Source organism: Nocardia pseudovaccinii, from assembly GCF_050942345.1.
GTDB classification, from domain to species: domain Bacteria; phylum Actinomycetota; class Actinomycetes; order Mycobacteriales; family Mycobacteriaceae; genus Nocardia; species Nocardia pseudovaccinii.
Genome location: NZ_CP192074.1, coordinates 3072749 through 3091914, shown reverse-complemented (window position 1 = coordinate 3091914; position 19166 = coordinate 3072749). Strand labels below are relative to the sequence as shown.

16 protein-coding genes are annotated in these 19166 nt (G+C 66.1%); 8 read left to right on the top strand and 8 right to left on the bottom strand.

Annotation, left to right across the window (positions count from 1 at the left end):
- The first annotated feature begins 28 nt into the window (after positions 1-28).
- Both gndA and ACQPZ2_RS13755 read left to right on the top strand, forming a co-directional pair.
- Positions 29-1474 (top strand): NADP-dependent phosphogluconate dehydrogenase, encoded by a 1446-nt coding sequence (gene gndA / locus ACQPZ2_RS13760; RefSeq protein ID WP_433525881.1) that lies wholly within the window; start codon positions 29-31, stop codon positions 1472-1474.
- A 295-nt stretch (positions 1475-1769) separates the two neighbouring features.
- Positions 1770-2504, top strand: coding sequence for a response regulator transcription factor (locus ACQPZ2_RS13755; RefSeq protein WP_433525880.1), 735 nt, complete (start codon positions 1770-1772; stop codon positions 2502-2504).
- Positions 2505-2508: 4 nt separating this feature from the next.
- Here ACQPZ2_RS13755 and ACQPZ2_RS13750 read toward each other — a convergent pair whose 3' ends face one another.
- The 5 genes from ACQPZ2_RS13750 to ACQPZ2_RS13730 form a co-directional block, all read right to left on the bottom strand.
- Positions 2509-3915, bottom strand: coding sequence for a DHA2 family efflux MFS transporter permease subunit (locus ACQPZ2_RS13750; protein WP_433525879.1), 1407 nt, complete (start codon positions 3913-3915; stop codon positions 2509-2511).
- Complete coding sequence (locus ACQPZ2_RS13745) at positions 3912-4091, bottom strand: hypothetical protein (RefSeq protein ID WP_433525878.1); 180 nt, start codon at positions 4089-4091, stop codon at positions 3912-3914. The genes ACQPZ2_RS13750 and ACQPZ2_RS13745 overlap by 4 nt, the downstream gene beginning before the upstream one ends.
- 141 nt (positions 4092-4232) lie before the next feature.
- Positions 4233-5405 (bottom strand): FAD-dependent monooxygenase, encoded by a 1173-nt coding sequence (locus ACQPZ2_RS13740; RefSeq protein WP_433525877.1) that lies wholly within the window; start codon positions 5403-5405, stop codon positions 4233-4235.
- Between the two features lie 79 nt (positions 5406-5484).
- Positions 5485-8583 (bottom strand): AAA family ATPase, encoded by a 3099-nt coding sequence (locus ACQPZ2_RS13735; protein WP_433525876.1) that lies wholly within the window; start codon positions 8581-8583, stop codon positions 5485-5487.
- Between the two features lie 44 nt (positions 8584-8627).
- Complete coding sequence (locus ACQPZ2_RS13730) at positions 8628-9035, bottom strand: FAD-dependent monooxygenase (RefSeq protein ID WP_433525875.1); 408 nt, start codon at positions 9033-9035, stop codon at positions 8628-8630.
- A gap of 160 nt (positions 9036-9195) precedes the next feature.
- Here ACQPZ2_RS13730 and ACQPZ2_RS13725 point away from each other — a divergent pair, with 160 nt between their 5' ends.
- From ACQPZ2_RS13725 to ACQPZ2_RS13715, 3 genes are all read left to right on the top strand, one after another.
- Positions 9196-10092: a helix-turn-helix domain-containing protein gene (locus tag ACQPZ2_RS13725; protein WP_433525874.1), complete on the top strand. Its 897-nt coding sequence runs from the start codon at positions 9196-9198 to the stop codon at positions 10090-10092.
- Between the two features lie 13 nt (positions 10093-10105).
- Positions 10106-10999 (top strand): alpha/beta hydrolase, encoded by an 894-nt coding sequence (locus ACQPZ2_RS13720; protein WP_433525873.1) that lies wholly within the window; start codon positions 10106-10108, stop codon positions 10997-10999.
- Between the two features lie 227 nt (positions 11000-11226).
- Positions 11227-11817 carry a class I SAM-dependent methyltransferase gene (locus ACQPZ2_RS13715; protein WP_433527415.1) on the top strand — a complete coding sequence of 197 codons (591 nt, stop codon included), beginning with the start codon at positions 11227-11229 and terminating at the stop codon, positions 11815-11817.
- Between the two features lie 115 nt (positions 11818-11932).
- Here the strand turns inward: ACQPZ2_RS13715 and ACQPZ2_RS13710 are convergent, their stop codons facing one another.
- Positions 11933-14707, bottom strand: coding sequence for a helix-turn-helix transcriptional regulator (locus tag ACQPZ2_RS13710; protein ID WP_433525872.1), 2775 nt, complete (start codon positions 14705-14707; stop codon positions 11933-11935).
- 138 nt (positions 14708-14845) lie between these two features.
- Here ACQPZ2_RS13710 and ACQPZ2_RS13705 point away from each other — a divergent pair, with 138 nt between their 5' ends.
- The 3 genes from ACQPZ2_RS13705 to ACQPZ2_RS13695 all read left to right on the top strand — a co-directional run bounded on the left by ACQPZ2_RS13705 (position 14846) and on the right by ACQPZ2_RS13695 (position 17276).
- The gene (locus ACQPZ2_RS13705) at positions 14846-16123 is read left to right on the top strand and encodes a phosphotransferase (protein ID WP_433525871.1); all 1278 of its coding nucleotides are present in this window, start codon (positions 14846-14848) and stop codon (positions 16121-16123) included.
- Between the two features lie 18 nt (positions 16124-16141).
- Entirely contained in the window at positions 16142-16717 is a 576-nt protein-coding gene (locus ACQPZ2_RS13700) for a hypothetical protein (protein WP_433525870.1), read from the top strand.
- Positions 16718-16994: 277 nt separating this feature from the next.
- On the top strand, positions 16995-17276 hold the full coding sequence (locus ACQPZ2_RS13695) for a hypothetical protein (RefSeq protein WP_433525869.1): 282 nt from the start codon (positions 16995-16997) through the stop codon (positions 17274-17276).
- A gap of 185 nt (positions 17277-17461) precedes the next feature.
- On the opposite strand, the gene ACQPZ2_RS13690 is transcribed toward ACQPZ2_RS13695, so the two are convergent.
- Complete coding sequence (locus ACQPZ2_RS13690; protein ID WP_433525868.1) at positions 17462-18043, bottom strand: hypothetical protein; 582 nt, start codon at positions 18041-18043, stop codon at positions 17462-17464.
- A gap of 229 nt (positions 18044-18272) precedes the next feature.
- Complete coding sequence (locus ACQPZ2_RS13685) at positions 18273-19007, bottom strand: MerR family transcriptional regulator (protein WP_433525867.1); 735 nt, start codon at positions 19005-19007, stop codon at positions 18273-18275.
- Positions 19008-19166 lie beyond the last annotated feature (159 nt).

The following is a 19166-nucleotide window of genomic DNA, read 5'->3' as shown; positions in this document are numbered from 1 at the left end:
AACAAGGCCGAATGGAGAGGGCTGATATATGGCGTCCGCAACAGCATCCGCACAGATCGGGGTTACCGGCCTGGCGGTCATGGGTAGCAATATCGCCCGTAACTTCGCCAAGCACGGCTACACGGTGGCACTGCACAACCGCAGCATCGCCAAGACCGACGCGCTGCTTGCCGAACACGGCGGCGACGGCAACTTCGTGCGCACCGAGACGATCGAGGAGTTCGTCGCGGCCCTGGAGAAGCCGCGCCGGGTGCTGATCATGGTCAAGGCGGGCGACCCGACCGATGCCGTCATCGCCGAACTCGCCGACGCGATGGAGCCGGGCGACATCATCATCGATGGCGGCAACGCGCTCTACACCGACACCATCCGCCGCGAGGCCGCCATGAAGGCGCGCGGCTTGAACTTCGTCGGCGCGGGCATCTCCGGTGGTGAGGAGGGCGCGCTCAACGGTCCGGCGATCATGCCGGGCGGCCCCAAGGAATCCTACGAATCCCTCGGTCCGCTGCTGGAATCCATTGCCGCGCAGGTGGACGGCACACCGTGCTGCACGCATATCGGACCCGACGGCTCCGGGCACTTCGTCAAGATGGTGCACAACGGCATCGAATACGCTGATATGCAGCTCATCGGCGAGGCATACCACCTGTTCCGCGACGCGCTCGGCTTCGACGCCAAGCAGATCGCCGATGTGTTCACGCAGTGGAACTCCGGCGAACTCGAGAGCTACCTCGTCGAGATCACCGCCGAGGTGCTCGAGCAGGTCGACGCCAAGACCGGTCAGCCGCTGGTGGACGTCATCGTCGACGCGGCCGAGCAGAAGGGCACCGGCCGCTGGACCGTGAAGTCCGCACTCGATCTGGGCATCCCGGTCACCGGCATCGCCGAGGCGGTCTTCGCGCGAGCGCTGTCGGGCTCGCGGGCGCAGCGCAAGGCCGCGGTCGGTCTCGCCGCGGGCAAACTCGGCGAAAAGCCCACCGACGTGGCGCAATTCACCGAAGACATCCGCCAGGCGCTCTACGCGTCGAAGATCGTCGCCTACGCGCAGGGCTTCGATCAGATCGCCGCGGGCAGTGCCGAATACAACTGGAACCTGCGTCCCGGCGATATGGCCACCATCTGGCGCGGCGGCTGCATCATCCGAGCCCGCTTCCTGAACCGGATCAAAGAGGCCTACGACCAGAACCCGGAACTGCCGAGCCTGATCCTCGCCCCGTACTTCCGCGAGGCGATCGAAACGGCCATCGACAGCTGGCGCCGTGTGGTCGCCACCGCCACCCTGCTCGGCATCCCGGTACCCGCGTTCGCATCCTCGCTCTCGTACTACGACGCTTTGCGCGCCGAACGCCTGCCCGCAGCCCTCACCCAGGGCCAGCGCGACTTCTTCGGCGCCCACACCTACGAGCGCATCGATGCGCCGGGCAAGTACCACACGCTGTGGAGCGGCGACCGCAGTGAGGTTTCGGCCGACTAGCCGAGCACGATTCCCAATCGTGGCAACGCCTTACCGTTGTGGTCGTGCCGCGGGATGATCCGGTTTCCGGCCTCGGACGATGTTCGATGCCTGTGGTGACATCTCGCGGCCCAACGGAAGTTGAACAGGGGCTTTCCACAGTGTTGTGTCGGCCCAGACCTACGAATAATGCGGATATTTCTGCCCGAGATGGCGGATGATCTCACTGCGCCACTGCCCTAAATTTCGAATTGCAGTAGCCCGGTCCCGGCGAAAAGCCGGGCGGGCACAGCATTCGAGCGCAGAGGAATCGGGTATGCGGTTGATCGTGGTCGACGATAACGATGATGCGGGCGAGGCGCTGGTGCACAAGCTGCGCCTGCGTGGGCACCACGCCGATCGCAAACGTAGAGGCTCGGACCTGCTGGTTACCCACCATCGCTATCACGCGGTCATCCTGGACCTCGACCTGCCGGATATGTCCGGGCTGACGGCGCTGCGCAAGCTGCGCGAGGTCAGCTCGGTGCCGGTGGTCGTGCTCACCGCGGATACCGATGAGCGCTCGGTGGTGCGGGCATTGCGCAGTGGTGCCGACGACTACCTGGTGAAGCCGCCGCGGGTAGCCGAGTTGGCGGCCCGGCTTTACGCGATCACCCGACGGCTTCCGGTGCCCGCCGTCCCCACCCCGACAACGATGGTCGTCGCGGGCGATGTCCGGGTGGATCTGGAGGCCGGGACGGTTGAGGTCGGCGGTCGAGGGGTGCAGCTGACCCGGGTCGAATTCGCGGTGCTGCGCGCGCTTGTCGAGCAGCCGGGTACGGCGGTCAGCCGTGAGCAGCTGCTCGACCGCATCTGGGGCGATGCGTTCGTCGCGGTATCGCATGCGCTGTACGTGCACGTCAATGCGCTGCGCACGAAGCTGAACCGTCCTGGACTGATCACCACCATCCACAGCTACGGCTACCGGTGGAATCCGAGTGCCGCCGTGGCGAATTCGGTCGATATCGAGGAGTCGATGGCGGTGGGTGCCCTGGCAGGGCGCACCGCCTGACCGGTCACCCCATTGGCGCATCCGACGATCGCGGCATCAGGGCCGCGGCAAGTAGCGCGCCGGTGAGAAGCAGTGCGCCACAGATCAACAGGGCAATGCGGAAGCCACTGCCGAACGCGACGGCATCGGTGATTCTCGCCCCCGAAATGCCGACAAGCCCCGGCAGCGCGGCGACGGCGAGCAACTGAGCAGTGCGGGCGACAGCATTGTTCACCCCGGAGGCGATCCCGGAATCCCTTGCGGAAACCGCGGCGAACACCGCACCTGTCAGCGGAGCCACGAACGCCGCCAATCCGATACCGAGCATGACGGTCCCCGGGAACACCGCACTGAGATAGGTTGCGCGCGAGCCGATCCCGGTCAGCAGAACCGCGCCACACGCCGCGAGCGCAGGCCCGAGGATCATCGGGATCCGTGCGCCGCGCCGCTGCGCCCACCGACCGGCCGACGCGGACGACACCAGCATGATCCCGGTAATCGGCACCGTCGCCGAGCCCGCCGCCAGCGGCGAATACCCTGCGACCACTTGCAATTCCAGTGGCAGCAGGAAGTACACGCCGCCGAGACCCGCATATACCGCAGCTGTCACCAGATTGGCCGCGGTGAACACACGCGAGGTGAACAGTGCGGGCGGCAGCAGCGGATGATCACCGCGCAGCTGGACCCACGCGAATAGCCCGAGCAGTGCCACGCCGAGCAGCGACATCCACCCTCGCCCGCCGATGAACCCATAGGTCAGCGCACCCAGCCCGGCCACGGCGGTCGCCGCACCCGGCAGATCGAGCGGCCGCGCATCCGCATCCCGCGATTCCGGAAGGTAGCGCACCGATACGACGGCGACCGCCACGGCGAAAGGCACGTTGACGAGAAATACCGTGCGCCACCCGGCCAACTCGGTCAACCAGCCACCGGCAATGGGTCCGACCGCCTCGATAACGCCGATCAGCCCAGCCCACATGCCAATTGCGGCACCATGGTCCCGACGATCGATTGTCGCCGAGATCAATGCCAGGCTGCCCGGCGTGATCAGCGCACCCGCGATCCCTTGCAGCACCCTCCCCGCAACGAGCATTTCCATCGAGGACGCGACACAGCACAACAGGGATGCGAGCGCGAAACCGACACTGCCCCAGATGAATACCGGGCGTCGCCCCAGCCGATCCCCCAGCGCCCCACCTACCAGGATCAGCGATGCCAGGGCCAAGGTGTAGCCACCGACTACCCACTGCAGATCGGCCACATTGTCGCCGAGACTCGAACCGATCCGCGGCACCGCGATATTGACGACCGACGCGTCGAGCACCACGACCGCCGAGCCGAGCACCGACGCCGCGACAACCCAGCGTCCGGTGACCGAACGCAGGCGCGGTGGTGCGGGCGCGACCAGGTTCGGTGCGGCGAGATCGCTCATCGTCCGCGAGAGCCGCGTTCGATCAGTTCCCCGGCCTCCGCCGCCACGAGCACATCGGCGGATCGGCGAAGCAGCCATTCGCGGCTGCCGGTCAGTCCCCGCAGGATATCGGCGCGCAGCGTGGCCGCGAGATCGTCCTCGGTGAGCTGTATATCGATGCTGATGTGAGGCCGCACTGGCTTACTCCGATGGATGCTTGATCGCCGACGCAGGATCAGGTGTCGCGTACAAACCTTGCGGTCCACTTCTCCGACAACGGAATTCTCGACGCTGTCACCACGCCCCCGCCAACCGGCGAATCGCAGATTTACATCGGCTTAAGTTTGGCCGCGCTGCGGATCAATGCCGAGTTCGGAGAGGTTCATGGCCATCTTCTGGTGCACTGCGGGGACCCAATCCAGCGCACGCAGCACCGTATTGCGCAGACCGCGCAGGGGTGCGCTGCCGACGGTCGCGACGCGCGTCATCTTGTCCGTGAATGCGACGACGCTCTCCGCGACCGGCCGTCGTTCGGCCTCATAGGTATCCAGGACACTGTCGTCGGCACCGTCACGTATGACCGCGGCGAGCTTGGCGGCCAAATTCAGCCCGTCCTGCAGTCCGGTGTTCATGCCCTGTCCCCCGGCCGGACTGTGCACATGCGCGGCGTCACCGGCGAGGAAGATCCGCCCGGCGCGGTAGTGCTCGGCCAAGCGGTGGTGCACACGGAAACGGGAGCTCCAGACGATTTTCTCGACGGTGGCCGGATTCCGCTGCGGGCCACGGGTACTCAGCAGATGTTGCACGTGGAAGTGGTCGGGCTGCGGCGGGGCATCGTCCACGGTGGCCACGATGCGATGCCGTCCGCCCGGCAGCGGTGCGATGACCGTGACGCCTTCCGGAGAGAAGTACAGCCGGATCTCCGCATCCGGCACATCACCGCCCAGCACCGCATCGGCGAGGACGAAGGACTGTGCGTAGGTGTCCCCTTCGAAAGCGATACCGGCCTGCTCGCGGACCAGACTGTGCATCCCGTCGGCGCCGACCACATAGCGTGCCCGGATCGCCTCGCCCGCGGCTGTCGTCGCGGTGACACCGTCCGGATCCTGGGCCAACGACGTCAGCTCACACGGCCGCGTGACCCGGGTGCCGGTGGCCTCCAGTCGCTCCAACAGGATCTGCTCGGTGCTGTCCTGCGGAATCAGCAGCGTATAGGGGTAGTCGGTGGGCAGATCGTCGAAGCCGACATGCAGCAGCACCCGGTCGCGTTCGCGAACGGTGGCCTGCGGCACGACTATTCCGCGCGCGATCATTTTCTCGGTGACGTCCAACTCGGTGAGCACCTCGAGCGTGCGGGCGTGTACGACGGCGGCGCGGGAGGTGTTGTCGCCCGCGGCCTGTTTGTCGATGAGGACGGCGGAAACGCCCTTATCCGCGAGGGACGCGGTCAGCGCCATGCCGACCGGTCCGGCGCCGACGACGAGCACATCGGTCTGGGTGGGAATGTTCATGTCGGTGACGCTACGGTCGGACACCTCGTGGCCGCGTCCGTCGAATGACTGTAGTAGCCAGGGTGATTCGCACGTGCGCTTAAGTCATGGCGTACCTGGCGAGCTCGGCGCGCGAAGCCACACCCAACTTGGGGAACGCCTTGTACAGGTGGTAGCCGACGGTCCGCGCGCTGAGGAAAAGTTGAGTGCCGATCTCCCGGTTGGTTGCTCCGGTCGCGGCCAGTCGAACCACCTGGAGTTCCTGCGGAGTAAGCGAAGCCAGCGGATCGGATTCGCGGCTCTGATCCGATATCGATATCCCGGTCGCCCGCAATTCCGCCGCCGCACGCTCCGACCACGGGACGGCGCCGAGCAGATCGAAGGTCGCCATGGCCGCCTGCAAATGTGTCCGCGCCTCGACACGCCGGTTGTGACGGCGCAGCCATTCGCCGTACATCAGCTCGGTCCTGGCCTGTTCGAAGGGCTGATCGCCGCGCGCGTGCAATCGCAGTGCGCGCTCGTAGAGATCGGCCGCATCGCCATCGGTCAGCAGGGCGTGACAGCGATGCAGGACCGCCAGCGCCCACGGCTGGCCGATTGCCTTGGCCCAGTTGGCGAACCGAGTCAGCGCCTGCTGCGCGCGCTGGGGATCGCCGGTGCGGACGGCGGCCTCGACATAGTCCGGATAGGCGTAGCGCCAGACGAATGCGTGCCTGCCCGGACCCGCTGCCGCCTTGTCGAGCCGGTCCAGCACCTGCGCATACCGGCCGTAACCGGAATCGAGTGCGGCAAGGGCGTAGGTGGCCCAGGCCAAGCCGGTCATCCACATCCCGCCCTCTTCGATCGCTTCCGCCGCGAGTGCCGCGCATTCCTGCTCGGCACCCGCCGCTCCCGTCAACCAGGCGGCGATCCCGGCCAGGTAGTACTTCCAATAGTGCTGACCGATGTCCTCGGCGAGCCGCCGTCCCTCGGCCGCGGTGGCCCTGGCGGCGCGATGTCGCCCGGTCGCGAGTTCGGCGATCGCGAGCATCATCATGGCCTGTGGCATCCGTCCGATCCGCCCTGCGCGGCGGCAGGCGTCGACCAGCCGCGTCGCGTCCCGGTACATACCATCCACATCGCCGCGTGCGAAGCCCAGATAGGCGGCGACGACGTGCAGGTCGATCGGTAGATCCGCGACATCACCGAGGTCGTGCGGGGCAATATTGACCGCCAGCCGATCGCCCTCGAGCAGCAGGCGGATATCGCGGGCGAGCGCGTGGATCGCGTGCTGCGGCCCGCACACCCGGGCGGCGAGTTCTTCTGTGCGGCGGGCCAATACGAGTTGGTCCGGATGCGGTCGGCTGGACCACGTGTAGATCGCGGCCCAGCCGAGCATCGCCCAGGCCTGGTGATCCTGTGTGGCGGCCAGTGCGAGCACACCGTCGTGCAGCAGGCGCGTGGCCTCGAGCGGATGCCCCGCCTCGAAGGCGAGACCGGCGCGCACCCTGGCGAGTTCCGCGACGATCGCCGGCTCGATGAGCGGCGCCCCGGAGCCCTCACGCTGCGCCGATTCGGTTGTGCGCTCGATCGAGCCGGGGTTCGCACGCTCGGCTACCTCGGGCGGACACTGGGCCAACTCAGCGGGGAACTGGGTCGATTCGGGTGCACGCCAGGCCAACTCAGGCGGGACCTCGGCCAACTCGGGCGCACCCTGGGCCACCCCAGGCGGGAACTCGGTCACCTCGGGCGCACGCCAGGCCAACTCAGGTGGAACCTCGGCCAACTCGGGCGCACCCTGGGCCACCCCAGGCGCGAACTCGGATGCACGCTCGCTCAGCTCGGGCACGCGCTCGGTCAACTCGGGTACGGGCTGCGTCAACTCGGGTCCCCGCGCGGTCGAAGTATGTGCACTCTGCGCCAGGTAAGAGGTCGGCTCTGCCAAATCAGTTGCCCGCTGGGCCAATTCGGCTGCTCGCTGCGGCAGCCCGGCCTCATATGCGGCGGCGGCCGCGATCGTCCAGCGCCGTGCCTTGTCCACGGTGGCTGGCGATAATTCGGCGGCACGGGCATAACCGGTACTCACCGCGATCTGCCCACCGCGCCGCCGCGCGCGCACCGCGGCCTGCTCCAATTGCGCCGCCACCGCCTCGTCCGGCAATGCGGTCACCGCGGCCAGATGCCAGGCTCTGCGATCGTCGTCCACCGCACCGGCCAACGCCCGATGCGCAGCGACCCGCTCGGCGACATCGCACGCCAGCCGTGCCGCGGTGCGGATGAGTGGGTGGTGGAATTCGATTCCCGACGCGGTAACCCGAACCAGCCCGACCTGTTCGGCAGGCGCGAAATCCGTCAGTGTCGCACCGAGCGCCGACAGCGCGCGGGTCACCGGCTCGATGAGTCCGCTGTCATCCAACGCGGCGACCAGCAGACAGCATCGGGAAGCCGCGGGCAACGCCCGGATCCGTTCGCGGAATCCGGTCAGCACCCGGCTCGACGGCGGCTCGGACCCGCCGAGTGAATACGCGAGCGGGGTGCTGTCTCCAGCACGCTGCGCGGGCGTCAGCGTGCGTGGAATCTCCAGCAGGGCAAGCGGATTGCCACCGGACTCGGCGATAACGTGATCGCGCGCGGATGGTGCGAGGGTGGCATCGACGAGCTGTTCCGCGGCCGCGTGATCCAGTCCCGTCAAAATCAGCTCGGGCACACCGGGTGCGGGAAAGGGGCGTTCCCCGTCGCGGGCAGCGAAGATCAGCGTCACCGGTTCGCTGTGCAGTCGGCGCACTGCGAACAGCAGCGCGTCAGCCGATTCCTGATCGAGCCAGTGCGCGTCATCGATCAGACACAGCAGTGGTCCGTCCATCGAAAGTTCGGTGAGCAGGCTCAGGGTGGCCAGGCCGATCAGGAAGCGGTCCGCCGGTGTCGCCGAACCGAACCCCAATGCTGCCAGCAGCGCATCGGATTGCTGTCGCGGCAACTGCGTAACCGTCTCCAATACCGGACTCAACAGCACATGCAGTGCGGCATAGGGCAATTCCGTTTCGGACTCGATCCCGGTGACGCGGAGCAGTCGAGCATCCGCCGACTCGGCGTATTCCAGCAGCGCGGACTTACCGATGCCCGCTTCACCTCGCACGACCAGAGCACCCGGCTGCCCCGCTACGGCGTCGGCGAGCAGCTCATCGATCCTGCGCTGCTCCGCCATCCGGCCGTATAGCATCCACCCGCTCCTGCATCTTGCGCACCATCGATCAGATGCGCACCTTAACAATTCTCAGTGGCGGTGGGTGGCGTCCAGTTCCAGAGACGTGCGGCTTTGCGTGCGGCCACCCCGCCACCGGCGAGCCGGGTGAGCCGAGTCAGGAGTCCGTAGACCAGCGGACTGGTGGACAGGCTGATGCGCGGATCCTGGCGGGCCATCCGCTGCACCCGCTGACTGCGCGGCCTGCGTTGCCGATCGTATTGCGCCAGTGCCGTGGAAATTTCGACAGCGCCGGTGAGTTCGGCGGCGAGTACCGCGGCGTCCTCGAGTGCTTGACATGCGCCTTGGGCTAGGAACGGGGTCATCGCGTGGGCGGCGTCGCCGAGTAGGACGATCCGGCCGTCGACGTAGGTCTCGAGCGGGTCGAGGTCGGAAATATCGTGGCGCAGTATTGAATTCGACGGTGTCACGTCGAGCAGTGCGGGAATCGGATCGTGCCAGGAGCCGATGCGACGACGGACCTCGGCGAGATCGTCATCGAAGCGCCGACCGGGTTCGTTCTGCCGAATGGCGAGGAACCTAGTTATTTCAGTAATAACTGAAAATCGTAGTTTCGGGCAAGGTGGTCGAATGGGACTGGAACGAACCGCCGGGACGCCGTTCGCGCCGGACGACGTATCCGATGTGATGGTCGTGGCCGGACCGGCACGGTCGTATCGGAACAATGTGCACGAAGAGATCAAGCTGGTTCAGGTGACCGGCTCCGGCTTCACGGTCCGCAGGCGTGGCACCGTCCATCACGCGGCGCCGGGCGAGCTGATCGCGCTGCATGCCGATGACGCGCACAGTGGGGCGCCCGACGATCTCGACTCGGGGAGCTGGCGCATGATGTGCCTGTCGCCGTCGGTGATCGCCGAGGTCATGCCGACGTCGGCGATGCGGTTCGAGGATGTCGTCATCGGTGATCGCGCCCTGGCGAACCAGTTCCGGTCTCTGCATAGGCTCCTGCATCAACCCGGCGGCAGCCCCGGTTCCGCGCTCAGTCGAGAGGGTGGCCTGCTGGAGTTCGTCTCCGCGCTGGCGCTGCGCTCGGACCATGAGGATCGCGGATCGGGTGGGGTCGGCCGGACCGCAGCGGAAATTCGGGATTACCTGCGCGAGAACATCTCTCGCAATGTGACGCTCGACGAGCTCAGTGGCGTTACGGGTACCAGCAAGTATCAGCTCGTTCGAGCCTGCACGGCGCATTTCGGTCTGCCGCCGCACAAACTGCATGTCCGACTGCGCCTGGACTACGTCCGATGGATGTTGCGGCGGGGTATGGATATCGCCGAAATCGCCTATACGACAGGCTTTCACGATCAGCCGCACCTGACGCGGGTGTTCACCGCCGCCTACGGAATCACACCGGCGAACTACCGGTCGAGCTTTCAAGGCACTGCGCGGCGGAGCTGGACTTCGAGTGCCGCGCAAGAACGTACAAGACCGACCGAACCCAGTGCGCCTACTGTCTTTGTCCGGTCATAAGAGAGGGAAAACCATGACGCGGATCGAAAAGATCGAGTTCACCAGTGACGGACATCGGATCGTGGGCGATCTGCACCTGCCCGAACCCGGCACCGAGCGCGGCGCGGTGGTGCTGACCGGACCGTTTTCCGGTGTGCGCGAACAGGTTACGGGCTACTACGCGGAACGGTTCGCCCAGCGCGGCTATGTCGCATTGTCGTTCGACCACCGCAACTGGGGCGATAGCGAAGGGCTGCCGCGCCAGCACGAGGATGCCACGGCCAAGGTGTCCGATCTGCGGGACGCGGTGAGTTTCGTGGCCGCACGGCCGGAGGTCGACGCCGACAAGATCGCCGTGTGCGGCGTGTGCCTGGGCGGGATCTACGCGACGCAGCTCGCGGCATTCGATCCGAGGATCAAGGCCGTCGCGCTGATCGCCGCCGCGTACAACAATCCGACGCTGATCCGAAATCGCTTCGGGGCGGACAATTTCGCCGCGCTGATGGATCAGTTCGCACAGATTACGCAGCGCCAGTCCGACTCCGGTGCGGTCGAGTACTGGCCTGCGGTCAATCCGGAGGGGATGCCCGCGGGCAATCCCGGACCCGAACCGTTCGAGTACTACGGCACCGATCGCGGTGCGCGCCCCGGCTGGGAAAACCGTTGCACCGCAATGTCGGTGCTCCAGGAACTGACCCTGGATGTGGACGCATACCTGCCGCTGCTCACCACCCCGTTGCTGATCGTGCACGGCCGCGGTGACCAAGCCATCCCGGTCGGCGATGCCGAAGCCGCCTACGCGAAAGCCCCCGAACCCAAGCAACTGCTGGTGCTGGATACCACCAACCACATCGACCTCTACGACGACGACACCTACGTACTGCCCGCCATCGACCAAGCCGTCGCCCACTTCGACCGAAACCTCTGATGCCCTACCGCCCGCCGCGACTCCGGCCCGCGAGGCATCCCGGAGCCGACTAACTGGACAGATGATCACCGTGTAACCCAGGAGGGGCACTCTCGGGCGATGCCGCCGAGGATGCATGGTGATCGCCTGACCCAGTTGGGTTGGGGTTACGTCGGGTGGGATGGGGTGGGAGGATCTGGGGTATGGCGGATTCTTTCGAGGGGCGGCGTCCGACGAGTCATGAGCGGATGACGGGGGTGCCTTGGGATGCGTCGTATCAGGATGGGCCCGCGCCCTGGGATGTGGGCGGGCCGCAGCGGGCAATAGTGCGGTTGGGGGCCGACGGCGGGTTCGCGGGGACGGTGCTCGATGCAGGGTGCGGGCGTGGGGAGAATGCGCTGTACGTTGCGGCGCTCGGGTTTTCGGTGCTCGGCGTTGATGTGGCGGAGACGGCATTGGCGACGGCACGGGCTCAGGCCGTTGAGCGTGGGATAGACGTCGAGTTCGTTGCGGCTGATGCGTTGCAACTGGAGCGGTTGGGGCGCAAGTTCGAGACGGTGCTGGATTGCGGGCTGTTCCACACCTTCGACGGTGACGAGCGGCGGGGATATGTGGCGAGTCTGGCCGCGGTGACCGAGCACGGTGGCACGTTGTATGTGTTGTGCTTCAGTGACGAGGGTCCCGACACCGGCCCGCACCCCGTCAGCCGGGAAGAACTCGAGACAGCATTCGATTCCGGCAGTGGATGGAATATCACTGCCCTCGAACCGGAACGGATCGAGACGAGATATCACGACGACGGCGCACCTGCCTGGCTCGCAACGATCAACCGGGTCTGATGCTCGCAGGCAGGTTGCGCGCCGCGTGCCTTCGCTCGCAGCGCACATGAATAAGCATGCGCGGCGCGCGATCTGGTGCGCCGGAGCGAGCTGAGTCCAGCTCCGGGTGTCGGCGTTAATTCCTGGACAGCGCCGCCGCGATGTCGCGGCGTGATCCGATGCCGAGTTTCGCCAGGATATTCGATACGTGGGACTGAATCGTCCTGCCCGACAGGAACATCTGCGCGGCGATATCGGAGTTGGAGAAACCTTCGGCCACCAAGGCAGCGACCTTACGTTCGGTATCGGTCAAAGCGGCCCGCCCAGACTTGGGACGGTTGCGGGGTCCGCGCACGCCGCGGCGAATTCCATACGCGCGCATGCGCGCAACCGCGCGGGCGGTATCCCAAGAAGCGCCGAGGCCGTTGTAGAGCTCGACCGCCGAATCCAAGGCGCTGCGCGCATCGGAGCCACGCCCATCCGCGGCGAACAATAAGGCGGCGTTCTCATATGCCTGCGCTTCATAGAACGGTCGCCCCGCCTTCCGGAAATCAGCGGCCGCCGTACGCACGACCGCAGGGTCGCGCTCGGCGACACCGCGACACAGCAGCGCGGTACCGGTTCTGGCCGCCGTCGGTTGCCGCCGAGCCGACTCCGCCGAGGCCGCCACCACCGAACGCGCCGCCGCCTCGTCACCGACATCGGCAGCGAGACGGGCGATATCGGGGAAAATGTAGTACAGCGTGGACGAGGCCAAACCGCCCGTGAGGCGCTCGTTTGCGTCGACGAGAAGATCAAGTGCGCCGCGCGGATCACCCTGGGTCTCGAGCATCAGGGCCTGGACCCACGGATAGAACTGGCCGTAACTACTGCTGCCGGGTTGGTCGTTCGGTGCGGGGATGGCTTGCGGATCCGACAGGAAGGTGCCGCGGTGGATGCCGATCAGCGCGGACAGGCTGTGCAGAATCGGGGTGTAGCCGATGGCGTCGGGCACCGATAGACCCGAAGTGCATTCGACGACCGCATCATCCCAGCGTCCAGCCAAAAGATAGAGCCGCGCCTTGGCGACCAAACTCGTACCGAGATAGACACCGTGGATGCGGCGACTGTGCCCGATCGACTTGTGCAGCACCGCTTCCGCTTCGGCGAGCCGATCGAGCTCGATCAAGCAGTGTGCGTTGAGGACGTACGGGTCGAACTGATCGGAGCCGAATCCGTTCTCGAGGACGGCCAGGATACGGCTGCTCAGTTCCAGCGCCTCTTCGAGATATCCGTGGCTATACCGCACGCCCCCAACGGTCAACAGTCCGTATCCGGTCACCAGCGGATTCTCGATCGCCTCCCCGATCGCCAACGCCTTCGCACCCGCCGCCTCCGCCGCATCGAGCCGGTTGAGGAAGACGTTGTTCAAGCCGATCATCCCATGGATTCGGCCCGCCTCCTCCTCCGTGAGATTCGGTGTGGCCAGGGCCTCTTCGGCCACGACCACGACTTCACGCAGATCACCGCGGGCGTGACAGGCCTGCATCAGTAACCACCGCAGTTCGAGATCGTTCTCCGGCTGGTTCAGCAGCGCCGTGCGCACCAAGGCCTCGGCCTCGGCCGCACGACCGTTCCACAGCAGCGCTTGGGCGTGCAGCTGCAGCAGTATGGGACGCATGCCGAGATCCGCCATGCCCGCCGCACGCTGTAACAGCTGCAGCGCGATCTCGGGTACGCGCACGATCAATTTGTCGGCCACCGCGACCAACCAGTCGAGCGTCCGCGTATCGAGCTCGTTCTCCCCCGCCAACAGGTAGTACGCGATCCGCTCGATGGGTGCGTCGGTGGCCAGCAGGATCTGTCCGGCCCGGCGCAGCAATCCGGCGCGCAGCGAATCGGGCAGCTGATCGGCGAGCACCTGACGGATCAAGTCGTGGCGGAAGATCAGTTCGGAGTCGGCGCGGGTGAGCAAGCCACCGTCGGTCGCCTCGGTGACCACATTCCAGATCTCCAGGATCGGACTGTCCAGCACCGCGGCCAATTCCGCGACGTATACGGTCGGCCCGAGTGCGGCGGCCATCGGAAGCACCTGCCGCGCCGACCGTGACAGGAATTCCAGCCGCTGCGCGATCGCCCCCGCCAACGATGCGGAGGGACCATCGGCCAGGTCGGTCGGATCGGCGGTATCGGCGACCACCGTGATCGCCTCGTCACGCAAAAGCGAGGCCACCAATTCCGTGATGTAGAGCGGATTTCCGCCCGCACCGACAACTTGCCGCATCAGACCCGGCCCCGGAGCCGCACCGACCATATGCCGAACCAGTTCCGACGCAGCCTGTTCCGGCAGCGCACCGAGCCGAATCGTCGACGCACGGCCTTCCACCAACTCGGCCGTCAACGCGACCAATCCGGTATCCCGTGGCAGCGGGCGCGCCGCCAGCACCAGCAGCAGCGGCGAATCCCCGACAACCCCACAGAGCCGGTTCAGCACCGTCAGACTCTGCCGATCCGCCCAGTGCACATCGTCGATGATCAATGCGACAGGACCGGCGGCACACCAGGTATCGACCAGATCGAGGATCGCCTCGGTGATCGCGAACTCGTGCGTCGCCGCACCGTCGCCGGCTCGATCCCCACTGCGCAGCAGCGCACGCACCGGATCGGTTCCGCGATCGCTGTCCAGCCACGTGCACACCGCAGCGAACGGCACCTGCCGCTGCAATTCCTTTGCGGCGCCCCGCCGCACACTCAGACCGTCTGCCGCATATCCGGCAACGGCCGCATCGAGTAGCGCGGTCTTGCCGATACCCGGCTCGCCCTCGACGAGCACCACCATCCCCTCCCCCGCGACGGCGCGCCGACCTAGCGACACCACACGCTCGACCTCGGCATCGCGACCGACGAAGACGGAGGTAAGGGGACCCTGCACGGAGAGGATCCTATGCGTCCGCGCGCCGTTGTGCAGAATGCACATCCCCCGCTCAGCGCGATTTCCGGCCGCCCGATGCGGATATTCCCACCCGCTATGACGGATGTTCCCGGCGCAGGGTTGCCCTAGGGTTCGCCGATGACGGCCGACCGCGACCCGGAACCGGCCGGTTACAGCACATCCGATCGGCCGCCGACCAGAGGAGAACCGTTGCAGTCCGAGGCACCTACCCGGCACCCCGCACTCGCGGTTGTGCGCGGAATCACCCGCATCGGTGGTCATCTCGCGCGGGAAGCGGTCACCCGTCCACAGGCCATGCATGCGGCCGATGTGCCGGTGACCGGTCGAGAATTGACCACCGATTGGCTGACCGCCGTACTGTGCTACGACCATCCGGGTGCGGTGGTCGAGGCGTTCGATATCGCGGATAAGAGCAGCGGTACCTCGACACGGTGGAAACTCACCGTCGGATACAACGAGATCGGCCGGGCCGCGGGCCTGCCGGAAAACCTGTTCGCGAAGACGACCGCGGGTTTCAAACAGCGGTTGACCCTCGACTTGGCCGACATCATGCACGGCGAACCCGGCTTTTTCAAACATGTACGGCCCAATCTGGAAATCGAGGCCCCGCGCGGCTATCACAGCGCGGTCGACAGCCGTTCGGGGCGCTCGATCTCGCTGCTCGAGGACATCGTCAGCACCAAGGGCGCCAGCTTCTGCACGCCGGGCACCCCGATCGGGCGCGAGCAGATCGAGGACCTGCTGCGCACCATGGCGACCTGGCACGCTCGCTACTGGGACGACGAAGGACTCCGGCTGCACACGTGGCTCAAAGCGCCGCGAGCACATTTCGCCAATCTCGACCGGTTGATCGGCATGTCCAAACGGGCGCGCGTCGGGGCTCGACGCGCGGCCTCGGTGATTCCCGATGTACTACCGGCGCAACATGATCGGCTGTACCGCGCCCTGGAACGTTCGCTCGAGATCGCCAGCACCGGACCGCAGACCTTCCTGCACGGCGACAGCCATATCGGCAATACCTATGTCACCGCCGCGGGCCGGATGGGTTTCACCGACTGGCAGGTCGTACTGCGCGGCAACTGGGCCTACGACTTCGCGTATGTCGTCACCTCCGGTCTGGACGTGGCCGACCGGCGCGCCTGGGAACGCGAGCTACTGACCGGGTACCTGGCACGACTAGCGGACTGCGGGGCACCGGCCCCCGACTTCGACACGGCCTGGCTGGCCTACCGCCAGCAGGCGCTCTATCCGTATTTCATTTGGCTCTCGACCATCGGCCACAGCGCCATTCAGCCCAAGTACCAGCCCGATGAGGTCTGCCTCGGCATCATCGAGCGCACGGCGACGGCCGTGGTCGACCTCGATGCCGCCGGAGCCGTCGAGGCGACCGGATGAGCGGGCCGGAGGTCGCCGATGCGCATTGTCAGTAATCGTTGCCGCACTGTCGAATACACGGTGACGACGGCGAGCCCGTGCGCCATTGATATCGAACCGTCGGTCATCGGGACACGCAGATGCTTCCACGACTGCCTGCTGGTGACGATCGGGGTGGACCGCGGCGACCGGGCACTGACGGGCACCGTCGTGCAGTTGCTCCGGCACGTCCTCACCGAATCCGATGCCGGACCGATTGTTGTCGAGGGGTTCGCCCGTCTGCCCGGCCCCGGCGAAAGACACAGCACCCCAGTGGGATTCGATGTGCTCGCCGAACTCGCCGATGCCCTCGACGTGCTGACCGAGGTCGCCGAGCGGCTCGAGGAACGCGGCGAGCAGGTGCATCTGATGCCGTTCGGCTGGCACAAGAATTGTCGCGTCGAACCGCTCGACGGCATCGGCACTCAGCATGTGGTCCACATGTCGGCCGACGACAACCACCAGTGCGAGCCGGTTTTGCGCTGGCCCGGCCCGCGTTCGCAGTTTCTTGCGCAATCAGCGCTGGCCGCCCGGGTCAGGAAGGTGTGCGTCACCCCCGAGCTCGGCCGACGCTGAACCGAAGCGCCTGTCCCCGCTCCTGAGAAGCATCCGGGCACGGCGCCCACTACTCTCCGTGCGTGGCCGAATCCATTTGCCACACAGGCGTTCGAATCAACGTGCACCGAACCCACGCCTGAGTCCCGAAATCTGGAAAGATGCGAATCTCCTAACGTGTCACTATTGATTGTGCCGCTGAATAGCGGCACAATAGATACCAGACAACCTGCATCCCCGGCACACCTACTTACCGACCAAGTCCGGGCCCGGCGGGACGAAGGAGATATCGGTAACCATGAACCTCAAGTCGAAGAAGGTCGTCATTGCCGGCGCGGTCGTCGGCGCACTGGTGATCACCCCTGCCGCCATGGCGATTCAGTCGACCGTCGCGGCCCCTGGGAACCACAGCAACAGCAATGGCGGCGGCGCCCGCGGCGGCTACGGCAACAGCACCAGCGGCGGCAACCGGCGCGTCGCCGATCAGGATCACTCCTCCACCAGCTCCGACGCCAACGACAACAGCCGGGGCTCCAACAACAGCGGGCGCTGGGTCTGGGTTCCCGGCGAGGGCCGCTGACCCGGTTGTCGTTGCGACTGTTCATATTCCGAATGCGACCGCCACCCCGACGGGGTGGCGGTCGCATTCGTATGTGCACGCCTGAATGACGGCCGACACAGCGCGATGCCCTCCCGGACGGTCGTGCACGAATTGCACGACCGCCCGAAAGGGCATCAGCAGCAAAAGAATTCGCGTCAGGTATCTCAGGTGAGGCTGCCGTCGACACACAGGCTCGACGACCGCCACGACGGCCCCGGCCGGTTCGCGGCCATATCGAAGGTCCAGTTCGAAATCGACCCGGCCGCACGCCAATACAGCCCGCCGCGGCCGTCCGCAACGGCCTCGTACATGTCCTCGCGGCCCTCGATCAGCTGACTGCCGACACAGTAGTCCATGTAGTCGGTACCCGGCTGCTGCGCCCCCGGGCTGAACTTACCGGCCGGATTGCCGTTGGTACCAGGGTTGTACACGGAGCTGCGGCCGCGGGCGTAGCCTTCGCGAGACCAGCGCGCGAAGCCGAAGAAATCGGACTCGCACCGGTATGTCCAGCCACCCGCCGAGATCGCCACACCCTGCGGAATGGCGTCACCGGCCCACAGGCAGCGCACGCCGATATCGGCACTGGCCGTAGGCGTTTCGATGCCGACACCGAATCCACCGACGCCCGCCGCGACCGCCGCAAGCAAGGAGAGTACTCGAATCTTAGTGCGCCCCTTGGCATTACGAGCCTGGTCGGGACATTCAGTAGGTCTGGTTGCGTCGCACAGTTCGCTGACGTTGATCATCGACGTCTCCTTCATCATTGTCTCGCCCGCCGGCCGACGTCGATACGGACCGAACGGGAGGTGCTGTTCCCGCTGTCTAATGTAACGCTATTTAACGGCACGTTGAGCTAAGTATCGCCAACTGTGGGAACGATGAAAGAGGAAGATCCTGGCCAGGGACGCGCGGAACCGAAGGATCGGCCGCAAGCCAGGCAAGAAATTGCACGTGTCGGCGTGAGCCGAGAGCGCGTCAGGCGTCGGGCAACGCTTCGATGAGTTCGCTGTCCTGTTCGAGGTACTTCGCGACAAAGCGGTTCACGAGTTCGCCGGCCGCCTGCCCCGGGCGGACCTGCGCCTCGGCCACCCGGTCGGCGAGTACGGCCTTATCCGCGGGTGTGCGCCCGGAGTTCTGATACGGCTCCCACGCCGACCGATGGAACAGATCGATGAAACGGCGGGCGATCCGATCGCAGTCCGCGCGCAGCCGCTCCAGTTCGCCGAGCAGTGCGTCGACCGGCATGCCCGCGCCCTCCAACTGATCGAAGATGCGGATCAGCTGCGGATCGGCGATGCGGTAGGTCGCGGCGTCGATCGGTTCGTACAGTCCCGCCGAGACCACGCGAGCCAATCCATGGGGCACGTCGCGATAGCGCTGCTCGAGTTCGGTCGCCGCGATCGTATCGCCAGGGGACGGCGCGGTGGATTGCGTCGCATCGGGCTCCGCGACGCCGAGAATGTCGCCGAGATCGTCACCGCGATCCCATGCCTCCAGCAGTTCCCGGATGCCGTTGAGCTTGATCCCCCGGTCCAGCAAGCGGCTGATCGTCTGCACCCGATTGAGGTGATCCGGTCCATAGAAGCCGGTGCGGCCCTTCACCTGCGGCGGGGGCAGGATGCCGCGCTCGGCGTAAACCCGCAGGCTGCGCACGGTCGTACCAGCCTCGCGCGCCAGCTCATCGATCGTGTACTCCACGTCCCCTGCCATATGTCTAGGAAACCACACAGAAACATTACTCGTAGGTAAGCATACGTCAGTGATGTCGGGCACCTATGGTCCGAGAGGCCGCCGTCCAGCCCGGATGACATCGCAAACTATTCCCGCCGTTGGCAATTCGCTACGCCGGATCCAACGCCGCCGGGGCCT

Bases quoted from the DNA above. Each gene is read 5' to 3' on its own strand.
- ACQPZ2_RS13715 (WP_433527415.1), top strand. From the start codon at position 11,227: ATGACGGGGGTGCCTTGGGATGCGTCGTATCAGGATGGGCCCGCGCCC.
- ACQPZ2_RS13685 (WP_433525867.1), bottom strand. From the start codon at position 19,007: ATGGCAGGGGACGTGGAGTACACGATCGATGAGCTGGCGCGCGAGGCT.
- ACQPZ2_RS13700 (WP_433525870.1), top strand. From the start codon at position 16,142: ATGCGCATTGTCAGTAATCGTTGCCGCACTGTCGAATACACGGTGACG.
- ACQPZ2_RS13720 (WP_433525873.1), top strand. From the start codon at position 10,106: ATGACGCGGATCGAAAAGATCGAGTTCACCAGTGACGGACATCGGATC.
- ACQPZ2_RS13755 (WP_433525880.1), top strand. From the start codon at position 1,770: ATGCGGTTGATCGTGGTCGACGATAACGATGATGCGGGCGAGGCGCTG.
- ACQPZ2_RS13740 (WP_433525877.1), bottom strand. From the start codon at position 5,405: ATGAACATTCCCACCCAGACCGATGTGCTCGTCGTCGGCGCCGGACCG.
- ACQPZ2_RS13695 (WP_433525869.1), top strand. From the start codon at position 16,995: ATGAACCTCAAGTCGAAGAAGGTCGTCATTGCCGGCGCGGTCGTCGGC.
- ACQPZ2_RS13750 (WP_433525879.1), bottom strand. From the start codon at position 3,915: ATGAGCGATCTCGCCGCACCGAACCTGGTCGCGCCCGCACCACCGCGC.
- ACQPZ2_RS13725 (WP_433525874.1), top strand. From the start codon at position 9,196: ATGGGACTGGAACGAACCGCCGGGACGCCGTTCGCGCCGGACGACGTA.
- ACQPZ2_RS13705 (WP_433525871.1), top strand. From the start codon at position 14,846: ATGACGGCCGACCGCGACCCGGAACCGGCCGGTTACAGCACATCCGAT.
- ACQPZ2_RS13690 (WP_433525868.1), bottom strand. From the start codon at position 18,043: ATGATCAACGTCAGCGAACTGTGCGACGCAACCAGACCTACTGAATGT.
- ACQPZ2_RS13735 (WP_433525876.1), bottom strand. From the start codon at position 8,583: ATGCTATACGGCCGGATGGCGGAGCAGCGCAGGATCGATGAGCTGCTC.
- gndA (WP_433525881.1), top strand. From the start codon at position 29: ATGGCGTCCGCAACAGCATCCGCACAGATCGGGGTTACCGGCCTGGCG.